Source organism: Lentzea sp. HUAS12, from assembly GCF_024125735.1.
In the GTDB taxonomy this organism is placed as follows: domain Bacteria; phylum Actinomycetota; class Actinomycetes; order Mycobacteriales; family Pseudonocardiaceae; genus Lentzea; species Lentzea albida.
Genome location: NZ_CP099738.1, coordinates 7,043,669 through 7,057,935, shown reverse-complemented (window position 1 = coordinate 7,057,935; position 14,267 = coordinate 7,043,669). Strand labels below are relative to the sequence as shown.

Here is a 14,267-nt window from a genome sequence, read left to right as displayed (position 1 = left end):
AGCGGGTGACCGGACGACCGACGCGACCTCGCAAACCACGTAGGTCTACTCAGCCACGCTGGGTAGACCTGTCCGGGTGACCTGTGATCGTCCTCGCTAAAGTGCGTCTCGTGACCGCCGCAGCCAGCTCGGACGCCGATCTCATCTCGGCCCACGCCGCAGGTGACCCCTACGCGTTCTCGGAGCTGGTCAAACGGCACCGGGACCGGATGTGGGCGGTGGCGTTGCGCACGCTGCGCGACCCCGAAGAGGCCGCGGACGCGCTCCAGGAGGCGTTCATCTCGGCCTTCCGGGCGGCGTCGTCGTTCCGCGCGGAGTCACAGGTGACCACCTGGCTTCACCGGATCGTGGTGAACGCGTGCCTCGACCGGATGAGACGCCGACAAACAAGACCGACAGTGCCGTTGCCCGAGGCCGGTCCCGGTGAGCCCGTCGCGCCGCGTGACGCGATGAGCGACCGCGAGACGAGCCTCATGGTGCAGCAGGCGTTGATGGAGCTGCCGGAAGAGCAGCGGGCGCCGATCGTGCTCGTCGACGTGGAGGGATACTCGGTCGCGGAGACGGCCAAGCTCCTCGGCATCGCGGAGGGCACGGTCAAGAGCCGGTGTGCGCGAGGTCGCGCCAAGCTCGCCAAAGTTCTCGGGCACCTCAGGAACCGAATCGCAGATGCGAACGTCCCAGCTGACGGTGTGAATGTGCAAGAGCAACGTCAGTGGGAGGGTCGATGACCGGCATGGAGCGCGTGCCGATGGGTCCGCCGTGGTCGGTCGACCTCATCGCGGACCTCCACGCGGGTGTGCTGCCCCCTGAGGTCGCCGCACAGCTGCGCCCGAGGGTGGAGGCCGATGCGGAGGCCGCCGAGATCCTCGCGGCCCTCGACGCCACGCTGGAGGACCTCCAGGCGTTGCCGCCGATCCCGATGCCCGACCACGTGGCTGCCCGGATCGACGCGGCGCTGGCCGCCGAGGCCCGTCCCGGCATCGCGCCGGTGGTCTCGCTGAACGACGCCCGCAAGCGCCGCAACCGCAGGCTGGGCCTCGGCGGTGGCGTGCTGGTGGCCGCCGCGGCCGCGTTCGGCATCGTGTTCGCCGTGGCGCCCGGCGGGGACCAGGCGAACAACACGCCCGGTGACGCCGCGCCGGCACCCACGACGAACTCGAACTCGGCGTCCGCCCCGCTGTCGCTGCGGCGCGACGAGCTGGGGTCCGCGGTCGGCGAGGTGCTCAAGGCCCAGAACTACGGCCCGCTGGAGACGCCGGACAGGTTGGCCGGCTGTCTCCAGGGCGGCGGCATCACGAGCTCGGGCACGCCGCTCGGCATCAGCCCGATCAACCTCGAGGGCAAGGACGCCGTGATGGCGATCCTGCCCGCGGGACTCGGCGAGTTCCGGCTGGTCGTGCTGGATCCGAAGACCTGCGGACCGGACCAGCCGGCGGGCGTGCTGGCCGACACGACCATCAAGCCGAGGTAGTCGCTCAAGTCACGGAATTAGCTGCACCTACGATCCGTTGAGCCAGTCAGACGACGAGATCGAGGAGTTGCATCAGCCGTGAGCGTGCGCAACGTGATCATCATTGGATCGGGCCCTGCGGGTTACACCGCGGCGGTCTACGCGGCACGTGCGCAGCTGGAGCCCCTGGTCTTCGAGGGTTCGCAGTACGGCGGCGCCCTCATGACGACGACCGAGGTCGAGAACTACCCCGGCTTCCGCGACGGCATCATGGGCCCCGAGCTCATGGAGCAGATGCGCGAGCAGGCCACGCGCTTCGGCGCCGAGCTGCGCGCCGAGGACGTCGAGTCGGTCGAGCTGACCGGTGAGGTCAAGAAGGTCGTCGCGAACGGCGTCACCTACGAGGCGCGCGCGGTCATCCTCGCGATGGGTGCCGCCGCCCGTTACCTCGACATCCCCGGTGAGCAGGAGCTGCTCGGCCGCGGCGTGTCCGCCTGTGCGACGTGCGACGGGTTCTTCTTCCGCGACCACGACATCGCGGTGGTCGGCGGCGGCGACACGGCGATGGAGGAGGCGACGTTCCTCACGCGCTTCGCCAAGTCCGTGACGGTCATCCACCGCCGCGAGGAGTTCCGCGCCTCGAAGGTCATGCTCGAGCGCGCCCGCGCCAACGAGAAGATCAAGTGGCAGCTGAACACGCAGGTCACCGACGTGCTGGGTGACGGCACGGTGTCGTCGATCAAGGTCAAGGACACCCAGACCGGCGCCGAGTCCGAGCTGCCCGTCACCGGCTTCTTCCTCGCGATCGGCCACGACCCGCGTTCGGCGCTGGTCAAGGGCCAGGTCGACCTGGACGCCGAGGGCTACGTCGTGACCAAGGGCAAGACCTCCTACACGAACCTCGACGGCGTGTTCGCGGCCGGCGACCTGGTCGACCACGAATACCGTCAGGCGATCACCGCCGCCGGTTCCGGCTGCAGCGCCGCGATCGACGCGGAGCGGTGGCTCGCCGAGCACGGCACCGAGCAGGCCGAGATCGCCGCCGAGGCCGTCGGCGGCGGCTACGGCAAGAGCAACTGAAGTTCCTTCTGCGAGATCTTTTAGGGAGAGCAACATGGCAGGCGCCACCGTCACGGTGACCGACAAGTCGTTCGCGGACGACGTGCTGACCAGCGAGAAGCCCGTGCTGGTCGACTTCTGGGCGACCTGGTGCGGCCCGTGCAAGATGGTTGCCCCGGTGCTCGAGGAGATCGCGGCCGAGCACGGCGAGAAGCTCACCGTCGCCAAGGTCGACATCGACGCCAACCCGTCGATCGCCCGTGACTACCAGATCATGTCCGTGCCGACGCTGATCCTGTTCCAGGGCGGCCGTCCGGTGAAGCAGATCGTCGGCGCGAAGCCCAAGGCCGCGCTGCTGAACGACCTGTCGGACGTCCTGGCCTGAGCAGGAAAAAGTTGCATGGAGCTGAGAAGTTCTTTGCAACGCGCAACGTGACCCGCCCGTCTATCGATAAGACGAGCGGGTCACGTTCGTTTTGGTGCCGAGGCGGTGATCTCGGTGCGACTGTGAGTAGCCCTGCATCGATCACTCTGCGGTACAGGGCACAATGAAGACTTCCCAACTGACGCGCCGACCAGGTTCGGCGCCCTAGTCGAGCGAGGGTGCATGCAGCTGCTCCGCCGCGGGGACGTCGGAAGTGATGTTGCCGAGATCCGGTCGACCCTGACCAGGCTCGGACTGCTTCCGCCGGCCGACCCACAGGCGCCGCCGGTGTTCGACCAGCAGGTCGAGCACGCAGTGCGCGCGTTTCAGCAGCAGCGGGGGCTGATCATCGACGGCATCGTCGGTCCGGCGACCTATCGAACGCTCCGCGACGCGACGTTCCGGTTGGGGGACCGGCCGCTCGCCTTCCTGATGTCGCAGCCGACGACCGGTGACGACGTCCTGATGCTGCAGGAACGCATGCTGGAACTCGGCTACGACGCCGGCCGCGCCAACGGCGTGTTCGGCCAGCAGACCGAGCAGGCGCTGCGGAACTTCCAACGCGACTACGGCCTGATCGTCGACGGCATGTGCGGTCCGGACACGGTGCGCGCGTTGCGCCAGCTCCAGCCGAAGGTCCGCGGTGGCCGTCCGCAGCTGCTGCGCGAGCAGGAGCGGCTGCGCGGCGCCGGTTCACGCCTGTCGGGCAAGCGGATCGTCATCGACCCCGGCCACGGCGGCCAGGACCGCGGTGTGGTCGTGGACGGGCTGTCCGAGGCCGACCTGATGCTGGACCTGGCCCGTCGCCTCGAGGGCAAGATGGCCGCCACCGGCATGGAGGCCCTGCTCACGCGCGGCCCCGACAACTGCCCGGACGAGGGGGAGCGCGCCCGATTCGCCAACGAGGCCGGCGCCGACCTGATCCTGTCGCTGCACAGCGACGGCAACTCGTCGCCGAACGCGCAGGGCGTGGCCACGTTCCACTACGGCACGGGCAACGGCACGTCGTCCACGGTCGGTGAGGCGCTCGCCGGGTTCATCCAGCGCGAGGTCACGGCCCGCACGACGATGTCGAGCTGCGGTTCGCACCCGAAGACGTGGGACCTGCTGCGGCTCACCCGCTGCACGGCCGTCCGCGTCGAGGTGGGCTACCTGACGAACGCCGAGGACCGCGCCCGTCTCGCGACGCCCGGTTTCCGCGACATCGTGGCCGAGGGCATCCTCGTGGCCGTGAAGCGGCTGTACCTGCTCGGCAAGGACGACCAGCCGACGGGCACGTTCACGTTCAACGACCTGCTGCGCTACGAGATGTCGAAGAGCTGATCTGACGAAAATGGCCCCCTCGCTGCCGGCGAGGGGGCCATTTTCGTTGCTCTAGATGTACTTGGTCATGAGGTTGGTGACTGAACGCGGCTGATGGGTGGGTGCCCGTTGAGTGCGTGGTGACCGCGTTCAGTGTTGTAGTGGTTGAGCCAGGGCGCCAGCGCTGCGGTGCGGGCGTCGTTGTCCAGGAAGATTTCGCGGTAGGCCCACTCGGTTTGCAGGGTGCGGTTGAGGCGCTCGACTTTGCCGTTCTGCCAGGGGCAATGTGGCTTGATGGTCTTGTGGCGAGCGCCGATCGCCGCGATCGCGGCGGCGAAGTCGCGGGAGATCAGATAGTTCTTGGCGTTATCGGTCAGGACTCGGTGAACACGTGGGATGCCTTGCTCGGCGAACCAGGCTGTGGCGCGGAGCAGGAACCCGGCGCAGGTGGTGCCGCGTTCGTCGGCGAGGACTTCGGCGTAGGCGAGCCGGGAGTGGTCGTCGATGGCGGCGTGGACGTAGTCGTAGCCCAGGCCGCGGCGGGAGCCGGGACGCAGGCCGCGGCCGTGAGCGCGCCAGCCGCCTCCGGGCGGGATCTTGCCGATCTTCTTGACGTCGAGGTGGATCAGGTCACCTGGCTGCGGGTGTTCGTAGCGGCGGGTGGTGTGTCGGCTGGCGCGGATGCGTTGCCCGGTCAGCGGATCGCACTCGGCCAGCCTCGGCACGCCATACCGGGCCAGCACCCGCGACACAGTGCGAGCGGGTACGCCGGTGCGGGCGCTGATCCGGGCCGGTCCGCACCGCAGCTCGCTGCGTGCCGTCACGATCTGCTGCTCCGTTCGAGCCGATGTCCGCGACGGTATGTGATGCGGTCGGCTGGACCGATCGGCCAGGCCGGCGGCGCCTTCGTCACGGAATCGGCGGACCCAGCGGTGCGCGCACTGCCGTGACACACCGAGCTCTTTGGCCACGTGGGCGACCGGTCTGCCCGCGGCGACCCTGGAAACCAGGACCAGGCGTCCGTGCACAGTCAGGCGGGCGTTAGCGTGTGCCATCGAGGCCTCCGGCTGTGGTGACTGACTTCGCAATCACCACCGCACCGGAGGCCTCACCCATGATCAAGCCAACACACCGTCACCAACGTGTTGGCCAAGTACATCTAGACCGGTCGGAAGCTGGGTTCCGCGGTGGAGACGGTGACGCTGTTGAGAAGGCGCTCCAGGGCGGCCTCCACGTCTTCCTTCCAGGTGATGGAGCTGCGGAGCTCCATGCGCAACCGGGGCCAGCGGGGGTGCGGCCGCACGGTCTTGAAGCCGACGCTCGTGAGGAACTCGGCCGGCGTGACGCAACTGGCCTCTTCGTCATCCGGGCGCATGTCGCCGAACGCCTCGATGGCCTTCACGCCACGGCGCGTCAGATCCTTCGCCACGGCCTGCACGAGCACGCGCGCGAGTCCGCCCCCTCGGAACTCCGGGAGGACGTCCAGCGACGTCATGAGGACCGCGTCCGGGCTCACCGGGGAGGTGGGGAAGGCGGCGCTGCGCGGAACGGCGGCCGGTGGTGCGTAGAACACCGAACCGGCGGGGATGCCGTCGCAGTAGATCAGGCGACCGCACGAACCCCATTCGAGCAGGACGCTGGAGACCCAGGCTTCCTTCTCGAACTCGGTGTCGCCGTACTCCTCGGCCTGTTCGCGCAGGTGAGGAGCCAACTCCCAGAAAACGCACGTCCTGCTGTGCTTGGAGAGATGCTCCAGGTTGTCCAGCGTGACGCCCACGACGCGACGGGACACCCCGACCTCCACCCGTTAACACACACAGTGAACCCATACGAGGGTAGGCGAATGTGACGGAACCCGGAAGGCGCGTGCCCTGAACGGGACGACGGTTACACTCGCTCGGGACATTTCCCATACAGGAGTCCCCATGACGATGCCCGGTCAGCCTGCCAAGCAGGGCCCCAGAAGCCTTGACCCCCACCTCCGCCGCTACGCAGCGCGCACGGCAGGGATGACGGCATCGGAGATCCGGGCACTCTTCGCGGTCGCGTCCCGTCCCGAGGTGGTCTCGCTGGCCGGCGGCATGCCGCACCTGGCCGCGTTGCCGCTGGAGTCGCTGTCCGAGGAGATCGGTCAGCTGGTGGCGTCGGAAGGGCTCGTCGCCCTGCAGTACGGCTCGGCGCACGGTGTCCCGTTGCTGCGCGAGCAGATCTGCGACGTCATGGCGCTGGAAGGCATCAACGGCCACCCGGACGACGTGGTGGTGACCGTGGGCTCGCAGATGGGCCTCGACATGGTCACCCGGATCTTCTGCGACCCAGGTGACGTGGTGATCGCCGAAGGGCCTTCTTATGTGGGTGCCCTCGGGTCGTTCACGGCGTACCAGGCGCAGGTCGTGCACGTGGCGATGGACGCTGACGGTCTCGTGCCCTCGCTGCTGCGTGAGGCGCTGGAGGCCTGCAAGCGGGCCGGGCAGCGAGTCAAGTTCCTCTACACGATCCCGAATTTCCACAACCCGGCCGGCGTGACGCTGGCGGTGTCGCGGCGGGCCGAGATCCTGGAGATCTGCCGGACCTACGGCGTGCTGGTCGTCGAGGACAACCCGTACGGCCTGCTGGGCTTCGACGGCCAGACGTACCCGGCACTGCGCTCCATGGACCCGGACAACGTCGTGTACCTCGGGTCGTTCTCCAAGACGTTCGCCGCCGGTCTGCGAGTCGGCTGGGTGCTGGCGCCGCACGCCGTCCGCGAGAAGCTGGTGCTGGCGGCCGAGTCCGCCACGCTGTGCCCGCCGACGCTGAACCAGATGATCGTGTCCCGGTACCTGTCGACGCAGGACTGGAAGGGTCAGATCAAGACCTACCGCGAGGCGTACCGGGAGCGTCGGGACGCGGCCATCTCCGCTCTCGAACAGCACATGCCGCAAGGTTCCACGTGGAACATCCCCGACGGCGGTTTCTACGTCTGGGTGACGGTGCCGGAGGGCATCGACACCAAGGCCATGCTTCCCCGAGCCGTGACGGCCCGCGTGGCCTACGCGTCCGGCACGGGTTTCTACGCGGACGGGTTCGGCTCCCGGCAGTTGCGCATCTCGTACTGCTACCCGACCCCGGAGCGCATCCGCGAGGGCGTCCGCCGCCTGGCGAACGTCATCGAGGAGGAGATGCAGCTGGCCGCGACCTTCGGGGCGACGCCGGGCCGTCAGCTGTCCGGTCCGCAGACCCCGTCGCCTGACACCGCCTGATCCTTGGAGTTGTGCTGTGGCTGACCGCATGGTCGCTGTGCTGTCCGGTGGGCTCTCCCACGAACGCGAGGTCTCGATCCGCTCCGGCCGCCGCCTGTCGGCCGCCCTGCGGTCGGTCGGCCTCACCGTGGAGGAGTGGGACGCCGACGCCTCGTTGCTCGGCCGGCTGGGCTCGAACCGGCCGGACGCCGTCGTCGTCGCGCTGCACGGCGGTGAGGGCGAGAACGGGTCGGTGCAGGCGATCCTCGAGATGTTCGGGGTGCCGTACGTGGGCACGGACTCGCGGGCGTGCCGCCGGGCGTGGGACAAGCCGACGGCCAAGGCCGAGCTGGCCCGTGCCGGCCTGGCGACGCCGGAGTGGATCGTGCTGCCGCACGCCACGTTCCGGGAGTTGGGCGCCCGGCCCGTCCTCGACGCGATGGTGTCGACGCTCGGCCTGCCGCTGATGCTGAAGCCGGACCAGGGCGGGTCCGCGCTGGGCGCCCAGGTCGTCCGTGACGCGGCCGAGCTGCCGCCCGCGATGGTCGGGTGCCTGGCGTACGGGGACACCGTGCTGGCCGAGCAGTTCATCTCCGGCGTGGAGGTGGCCGTGTCGGTGGTCGACGGACCCGAGGGTCCGTACGCGCTGCCCGCGGTCGAGATCGTTCCGGAGAGCGGGGTGTACGACTACACCGCTCGGTACACGGCAGGACTGACGGACTTCCACGCGCCGGCTCGGTTGGACGCGGTCGCGGCCAAGGCGGTCGGTGAGCTCGCCGTCGCGGCGCACCGGTTGCTCGGGCTGCGGGACGTGTCGCGGACCGACGCCGTGGTGGCCGAGGACGGGACCGTCTACTTCCTCGAAGTGAACGTGTCACCGGGGCTGACCGAGACGTCGCTTCTGCCGATGGCCGTCGAGGCGGCGGGGCAGTCGTTGGGCGAGATCTACGCCGGGTTGATCGAGCGCGCTGTCGCTCGCTGATTTTCGCTTGTTCCGGGGCGGTGCCGACGCTGTCGGTGCCGCCCTTTTTTCGTATCGAAATAGGTGACGCCCCGTATCCTTGCGGATGCGGAGCGTCATCGTCACCGTGACATAAGGCCCTGGTGTGATCCTATGGGCCTACTCCGATGTCCGAATTGTCGTTTCCGGGCTCATCATGCCGATGATCCTTTGAAGATCGTCAACTGACCCGAACTCGACGACGATCCGGCCCTTCCGCTGCCCGAGTTCGACCTTCACGCGGGTGTCGAAGTTGTCGGAGAGGCGCTCGGCGAGCTCCTGCAGACCGGGCGCGTGCATCTGCTTGCGCGGGGCGGCCTTCTCCTTCTTCGGCTTCTCGTTCTTCGCGATGGTCACCGCTTCTTCGGTCGCGCGGACCGACATGCCCTCGGCGATGATCCGTGCGGCGAGGTCTTCCTGCGCGCCCGCGTCGTCCAGGCCGAGGAGCGCCCGCGCGTGGCCGGCGCTCAGCACACCCGCCGCGACCCGTCGCTGGACGGGGAGGGGGAGCTTCAGCAGCCGGATGGTGTTCGTGACGACGGGGCGGCTGCGGCCGATGCGGTCGGCGAGCTCCTCGTGCGTGACACCGAACTCCTCCAGCAACTGCTGGTAGGCCGCCGCCTCTTCGAGCGGGTTCAGCTGGACGCGGTGGATGTTCTCCAGCAGGGCGTCGCGCAGCATGTTGTCGTCGGCGGTCTGCCGCACGATGGCCGGGATCGTCTTCAGCCCGGCCTGCTGCGTGGCCCGCCACCGGCGCTCGCCCATGACGAGTTCGAACGTGTCCGCGGTCAGCTCGCGGACCACGATCGGCTGCATGAGCCCGAACTCCTTGATGGAGAACGAGAGCTCGTCGATCGCGTCCTGGTCGAACACCTGGCGCGGCTGCTTGGTGTTCGTCCTGATCGCGGTCACCGCGATCTCGCGGTACACCGCCCCCGCGACCTCACCGGCCGGCTGCTGCGGCGCGGACCTGGCGGCGGTCCCGTTGCCGACCGCCGCCGCGGGCCGAATGGTGCTCGGCGCACCGGCCGGCGGACCCTGGGGGATGAGTGCGGCCAGACCGCGCCCGAGTCCGCCCTTGCGCTGCTCCGTCATGCGCCCTCCCTCTGTGCCCCGCGGTGCGCGATCTCCTTGGCGGCGTCGAGGTAGCTCATCGACCCGCGCGAGCCCGGGTCGTACGTCAACACCGTCTGCCCGAATCCTGGTGCCTCGGAGACCTTCACGCTGCGCGGAATCACGGTCTTGAGGGCGACGTCGCCGAAGTGCCCACGCACCTCACTGGTCACCTGGTCCGCGAGCTTCGTGCGGCCGTCGTACATCGTGAGGAGGATCGTGGAGATCGCGAGGTCGGGGTTGAGGTGCTGCTGCACCAGCTCGATGTTGCGCAGCAGCTGGCTCAGACCCTCCAGCGCGTAGTACTCGCACTGGATGGGGATCAGCACCTCCTGCGCGGCGACCATCGCGTTGACGGTCAGCAGGCCGAGGCTCGGCGGGCAGTCGATGAAGACGTAGTCGGGCTGCAGCTGGTCGAGCGCCTCGGGGCTCAGCGCTTCCTTGAGCCGCGACTCGCGGGCCACCATCGAGACGAGCTCGATCTCGGCGCCGGCGAGGTCGATCGTCGCGGGCACGCAGTAGAGGTTCGGTGACGTCGGGCTGACCTGAGCCGCCTCGGCGATGGAGATCTCACCGATCAGCACCTCGTAGACGGACGGCGTGCCGCTGCGGTGCTCGACGGAGAGCGCCGTGCTGGCGTTGCCCTGCGGGTCGAGGTCGATCACGAGCGTCTTGAGCCCGTGGATGGCGAGCGCGGCGGCGAGGTTCACCGTGCTCGTCGTCTTGCCGACACCACCCTTCTGGTTGGCGACGGTGATCACCCGGCGATGGGTCGGGCGGGGGAGCAGTGACTCGTCGGGGTGCAGCACGCTTGCCGCACGAGCCGCCTCTTCTGCAATCGGGGTCCACACCACGGCGCTGTCATCTCCGTTGTTGGTCGGCTTGGCTTTGGGTTTGGAGGGCTTCGTTTCACGTGGAACATCGGCAGCCTGGAACTCCGGGTACACGCTCACCGATCTCTCCGCGTCTGGCGCTCCACGATGAGCACCGTCGTAGGCACCTCAAGTACGTCCGCTCCCACGACGACGACCCGCGGGTTCACGCCCCCGGCTTTGGCCACTGCGGCACCGTCGCGGTCCAGCTCTTCTGCAGCACGCTCACCCTTGAGCGCCACCATCCGTCCGCCGCCCTTCAGGAGCGGCAGGCACCACTTCGTCAGCTTCTCCAGCGGAGCCACCGCCCGCGCCGTGACCACGTCGCAGTTCAGCAGCTGCTTCCGGATCGGTCCCTCCTCGGCACGGCCGCGAAGGACCGTCACGTTGTCGAGGCTCAGCCGTTCCTTCACTTCCTCGAGCCACGCGACACGGCGCGCCATCGGCTCGAGGAGCGTGATCCTCAGATCAGGCCGCGCAACGGCCAGTGGAACCCCAGGCAACCCAGCGCCCGAGCCCACGTCGACGACCCGTTCGTTCTTCTCGAACAGCTCCTCGATCACCGCCGAGTTGAGCACGTGCCGTTCCCAAATCTTGTCGACCTCGCGGGGACCGATGAGTCCACGCTCGACGCCGTGCTCCTCCAGGAGCCTGACGAACTCGGCGGCACGCTCAACGTGCTCACCGAAGACGAGCTTCGCGTTGTCGGGCAACTCCCCGGCCATGTTCTCCGTCCGTGAGCGTTTCACGTGAAACCACGCGGCGGCGACGTTCCGGCGGCCGGTGGAAAAGCTGGCGAATGCCAGGGCACCATCATGACGGATCGACGGTGGGTGGCGCCAAATCCTGAGCGCCGTTTCACGTGAAACTTGGGGGAAAGTTGCTTCCGACTCTCTACACGGTGGACTGGGACGGGCCCGCGTCGTTTCGACGATGGCTCATCCGGCCGGCGGCGCGTTGCTGGAGGGGAAGGCGCAGGGGTTGCGCCGACTCGGGGTCGACGTGCTGGTGTCCGCTCAGACCGATTCGGAACGGGTCGAGTGCGACCTCGTGGATCAGGAGCGGGTGGTGGTGGCGGCCGGGTTGCGGTACGTGTGCTTGCCGATTGCGGATCGGTCGGTGCCTGATGTGGATGCGGCTGTGGCTGTTGTGGGTGGGGTGCATGCGCTGTATCGGCGTGGGGCGCATGTGGTGTTCCACTGCTGGGCTGGGATTGGGCGGTCTTCGTTGTTGGCCGGGTTGTTGTTGGGGATGGAGGGGGTGGAGCCGGAGGAGGCTTGGCGGTTGATCTCGGCGGCTCGGGGGTTTCCTGTTCCGGACACGGGGGAGCAGGAGGAGTGGTTGGCCGACTGGTGGGCTGCGCGGGGGTAGCTGAGGGCTTCTGGTTTCACGTGGAACGTCGGCTTGAGGTGCGTTGGTGCGTTGCGTTCCAGCGGAGGGGTCACCGAACGCGGTCCGGTCACGTTGGAAGGGTGGTCGCCTTGAGTCGTGACGAGCCGGTGCCGGTCATCGCCGCTTCACGACGATCGCGATTGGGGCTGAGTCACCACCGCTTGCCCGGGAGCGCTAGGCAGGGACGCCTCGGCTTCGCCATTGCCGTTGATGGGGGTGGCTCGCCTTCGGCGTTACCCGTGACGGGCGGGGGAGAGGGTTGCCGGGTTGGTCGAGTGGCTGCGCGTCGGTTCGCGCGTCTCACCGGTCCGCCCCCACACCGCGCACGCCGGATCGCCCAGCCCGACCGCTCCGCCCGACCAATCGCGCTCGCCGTTCCGTCTCGCCGTTTCAACCACCCGTTCCGCCCTGCCGCTCCCTCCCTCCCATTCCGTCCCGCCGTCCCGGTCAACTCACCGCTCCCTCCCTGCCACTCCGCCACCCAGCCCGCCGCCACCCAGCCTCAAACCTTCCGCCCCCGTCCGCCCGCCCTCACTTCACTCACCTCGGGCCCCGCAGCTTCGGCGCCCATCCCCGCCCCGCTCCCTCACCATCGCCCGGTACACCTCGCCCCCGCTCCACGCCCCACACCTCTCCTACCGCGCCGCCGTTCCTCGCCGTCCCGCCCACCCGCGCCAGCGCGCGCGAGGTCGTCCCGTCTCACCCCTCGCCCAGCCGCCGTGTCCCTCCTGGCTCGGGACAGCGAACGGCCCCTGGTTCCGGTGGAACCAGGGGCCGTTGGTGCTGCGGTGCCGGTTACGGCTTCGGGAAGATGATGACCCGTCGCTGCGGCTCCTCGCCCTCGCTCTCGCTGTGCACGCCTGCCACCGAGGCGACGGCGTCGTGGACGACCTTGCGCTCGAACGGGGTCATCGGGTGCAGGCGGGCGCGCTCGCCGGAAGCGACCACCTTTTCTGCGGTGGAGCGGCCCAGTTCGGCCAGTTCGGCTCGGCGGCCTGCTCGCCACTGGGCGATGTCCAGCATGAGGCGGGAGCGGACTCCCGTTTCCTGCTGGACTGCCAGGCGGGTGAGTTCCTGGAGCGACTCGAGGACGTTGCCTCGGGGACCCACCAGCTTGGCGAGGTCTTCGCCGCCGTCGATGCTGACGATGGCCCGGCCGCTCTCCACGTCCAGGTCGATGTCGCCGTCGTAGTCGAGCAGGTCGAGCAGGCGCTCGAGGTAGTCGCCCGCGATGTCGCCTTCCTGGACGAGCAGGTCCTCGGTCTTGCTCTGCGACTGGGGCTCGGCCTCGGCCGTGGTCTCGGACTCGGCTGCGGCCTCCGACGACGCCTCCACGTCGTCGGTCGCCTGCAAGGTCTCCGACACGATGTCTCCTCTCCGGGGCAACGCCCGAAATCAGCGGCGCTTCTTGCTGCCCGGCTTCTTGCTGGTGGATCGACCTGGGGTCAGGCCGGGGATCTCGGTGTTGGCGGTGCCGTTGGTGGCGTCCGCCGACGGGGACGCGGCCTTCGGTGCGCCGCTCGGGCCCGCGGTCGGCATGCGCTTGGCGCCGTTGGCCGGCTTGGCTCCGGGGGCGGGCTTCTTCGGGTTGACCGGCTTCGCGCCCGGCTTCGGGGCGAGGGCCTGGCGGGTCTCGACGGCCGTGGCCTTCTTCTCCTCTTCCTCGGCGTCGATGCGCTTGTAGACGAAGTGCTGCTGGCCGAGGGTCCAGGCGTTGTTGGACAGCCAGTACAGCAGGATCGCGACCGGGAAGAAGAAACCGCCGGCGAGGACGCCCAGGGGGAAGATCCAGAGCGTCAGCTTGTTCATGATGGCCGTCTGCGGGTTGTCCAGCGCGGCCTGGTTCTGGCGGGCGACCGAGTGGCGGGCCGTGAAGTGGGTCGCGATGGACGCCACGATCATCAGCGGCACCGACACGAGGATGACGTTCAGGCGCTCGGTGCCGAACTGCGCGAGCTGGTCGGACGGCATCGTGATGAACGTCGAGAGGTTCGTGCCGAAGAGCTTGGCGTTGACGAACGAGTCGACGCCCTGCTTGTCGAAGAAGTAGACCTCGCCCCAGCCGGGCTTGAACGAGCGCAGCACGTGGAACAGACCGATGAACACCGGGATCTGCACCAGCATCGGCAGGCAGCCGCCGAGCGGGTTGACGCCGTGCTCGGACTGCAGCTTCTGCATCTCCTGCGCCTGGCGCTGGCGGTCGTTCGGGTACTTCTTCTTGATCTTCTGCATCTCCGGCGCGAACTCCTGCATCCGCCGCATGGAGCGCACCTGGCCGACGAACGGCTTGAAGAGGATGGCGCGGAGGGTGAAGACCAGGAAGATCACGGCCAGCGCCCAGGCGAACCCGCTCGCCTCACCGAAGACCTTGCCGAACACCCAGTGCCAACACCACAAGATGAAGGACACCGGGTAGTAGATGAAGTTGAGCACG

At 68.6% G+C, this 14,267-nt stretch carries 15 protein-coding genes; 8 read left to right on the top strand and 7 right to left on the bottom strand.

Annotation, left to right across the window (positions count from 1 at the left end; all coding sequences use genetic code 11):
* Window positions 1-110: 110 nt before the first annotated feature.
* The 5 genes from sigM to ND450_RS32635 all read left to right on the top strand — a co-directional run bounded on the left by sigM (window position 111) and on the right by ND450_RS32635 (window position 4,256).
* Complete coding sequence (gene sigM / locus ND450_RS32655) at window positions 111-728, top strand: RNA polymerase sigma factor SigM (RefSeq protein WP_089927514.1); 618 nt, start codon at window positions 111-113, stop codon at window positions 726-728.
* Window positions 725-1,471, top strand: a complete 747-nt coding sequence (locus ND450_RS32650; protein WP_253322196.1) for a hypothetical protein — start codon at window positions 725-727, stop codon at window positions 1,469-1,471. The genes sigM and ND450_RS32650 overlap by 4 nt, the downstream gene beginning before the upstream one ends.
* A gap of 78 nt (window positions 1,472-1,549) precedes the next feature.
* Window positions 1,550-2,530 (top strand): thioredoxin-disulfide reductase, encoded by a 981-nt coding sequence (trxB, locus tag ND450_RS32645; protein ID WP_089927395.1) that lies wholly within the window; start codon window positions 1,550-1,552, stop codon window positions 2,528-2,530.
* Between the two features lie 34 nt (window positions 2,531-2,564).
* Window positions 2,565-2,894 (top strand): thioredoxin, encoded by a 330-nt coding sequence (trxA, locus tag ND450_RS32640; RefSeq protein ID WP_089927392.1) that lies wholly within the window; start codon window positions 2,565-2,567, stop codon window positions 2,892-2,894.
* A 222-nt stretch (window positions 2,895-3,116) separates the two neighbouring features.
* Entirely contained in the window at window positions 3,117-4,256 is a 1,140-nt protein-coding gene (locus ND450_RS32635; protein ID WP_089927389.1) for an N-acetylmuramoyl-L-alanine amidase, read from the top strand.
* Window positions 4,257-4,321: 65 nt separating this feature from the next.
* On the opposite strand, the gene ND450_RS32630 is transcribed toward ND450_RS32635, so the two are convergent.
* Together ND450_RS32630 and ND450_RS32625 are read right to left on the bottom strand one after the other, a co-directional pair.
* Window positions 4,322-5,290 carry an IS481 family transposase gene (locus ND450_RS32630; protein WP_253320933.1) on the bottom strand — a complete coding sequence of 323 codons (969 nt, stop codon included), beginning with the start codon at window positions 5,288-5,290 and terminating at the stop codon, window positions 4,322-4,324.
* A gap of 104 nt (window positions 5,291-5,394) precedes the next feature.
* On the bottom strand, window positions 5,395-6,027 hold the full coding sequence (locus tag ND450_RS32625) for a GNAT family N-acetyltransferase (RefSeq protein ID WP_253322195.1): 633 nt from the start codon (window positions 6,025-6,027) through the stop codon (window positions 5,395-5,397).
* Between the two features lie 133 nt (window positions 6,028-6,160).
* On the opposite strand from ND450_RS32625, the gene ND450_RS32620 reads away from it, so the two are divergent.
* Both ND450_RS32620 and ND450_RS32615 read left to right on the top strand, forming a co-directional pair.
* Window positions 6,161-7,477, top strand: a complete 1,317-nt coding sequence (locus tag ND450_RS32620) for a PLP-dependent aminotransferase family protein (protein ID WP_253322194.1) — start codon at window positions 6,161-6,163, stop codon at window positions 7,475-7,477.
* A gap of 16 nt (window positions 7,478-7,493) precedes the next feature.
* Window positions 7,494-8,438, top strand: a complete 945-nt coding sequence (locus tag ND450_RS32615) for a D-alanine--D-alanine ligase (protein ID WP_253322193.1) — start codon at window positions 7,494-7,496, stop codon at window positions 8,436-8,438.
* 138 nt (window positions 8,439-8,576) lie between these two features.
* Here the strand turns inward: ND450_RS32615 and ND450_RS32610 are convergent, their stop codons facing one another.
* The 3 genes from ND450_RS32610 to rsmG all read right to left on the bottom strand — a co-directional run bounded on the left by ND450_RS32610 (window position 8,577) and on the right by rsmG (window position 11,166).
* Complete coding sequence (locus ND450_RS32610; RefSeq protein WP_253322192.1) at window positions 8,577-9,551, bottom strand: ParB/RepB/Spo0J family partition protein; 975 nt, start codon at window positions 9,549-9,551, stop codon at window positions 8,577-8,579.
* Window positions 9,548-10,423, bottom strand: coding sequence for a ParA family protein (locus ND450_RS32605; RefSeq protein WP_253328064.1), 876 nt, complete (start codon window positions 10,421-10,423; stop codon window positions 9,548-9,550). Before ND450_RS32605 ends, ND450_RS32610 begins: the two co-directional genes overlap by 4 nt.
* Before the next feature lie 95 nt (window positions 10,424-10,518).
* Complete coding sequence (gene rsmG, locus ND450_RS32600) at window positions 10,519-11,166, bottom strand: 16S rRNA (guanine(527)-N(7))-methyltransferase RsmG (RefSeq protein WP_253328063.1); 648 nt, start codon at window positions 11,164-11,166, stop codon at window positions 10,519-10,521.
* A 208-nt stretch (window positions 11,167-11,374) separates the two neighbouring features.
* On the opposite strand from rsmG, the gene ND450_RS32595 reads away from it, so the two are divergent.
* The gene (locus ND450_RS32595; RefSeq protein WP_253322191.1) at window positions 11,375-11,812 is read left to right on the top strand and encodes a hypothetical protein; all 438 of its coding nucleotides are present in this window, start codon (window positions 11,375-11,377) and stop codon (window positions 11,810-11,812) included.
* Between the two features lie 816 nt (window positions 11,813-12,628).
* Here the strand turns inward: ND450_RS32595 and ND450_RS32590 are convergent.
* The gene (locus ND450_RS32590) at window positions 12,629-13,198 is read right to left on the bottom strand and encodes a R3H domain-containing nucleic acid-binding protein (RefSeq protein WP_089928276.1); all 570 of its coding nucleotides are present in this window, start codon (window positions 13,196-13,198) and stop codon (window positions 12,629-12,631) included.
* A 30-nt stretch (window positions 13,199-13,228) separates the two neighbouring features.
* A complete protein-coding gene (yidC, locus tag ND450_RS32585; RefSeq protein WP_089928279.1) occupies window positions 13,229-14,266 on the bottom strand; it encodes a membrane protein insertase YidC in 1,038 nt (345 codons plus the stop codon).
* Window position 14,267 lies beyond the last annotated feature (1 nt).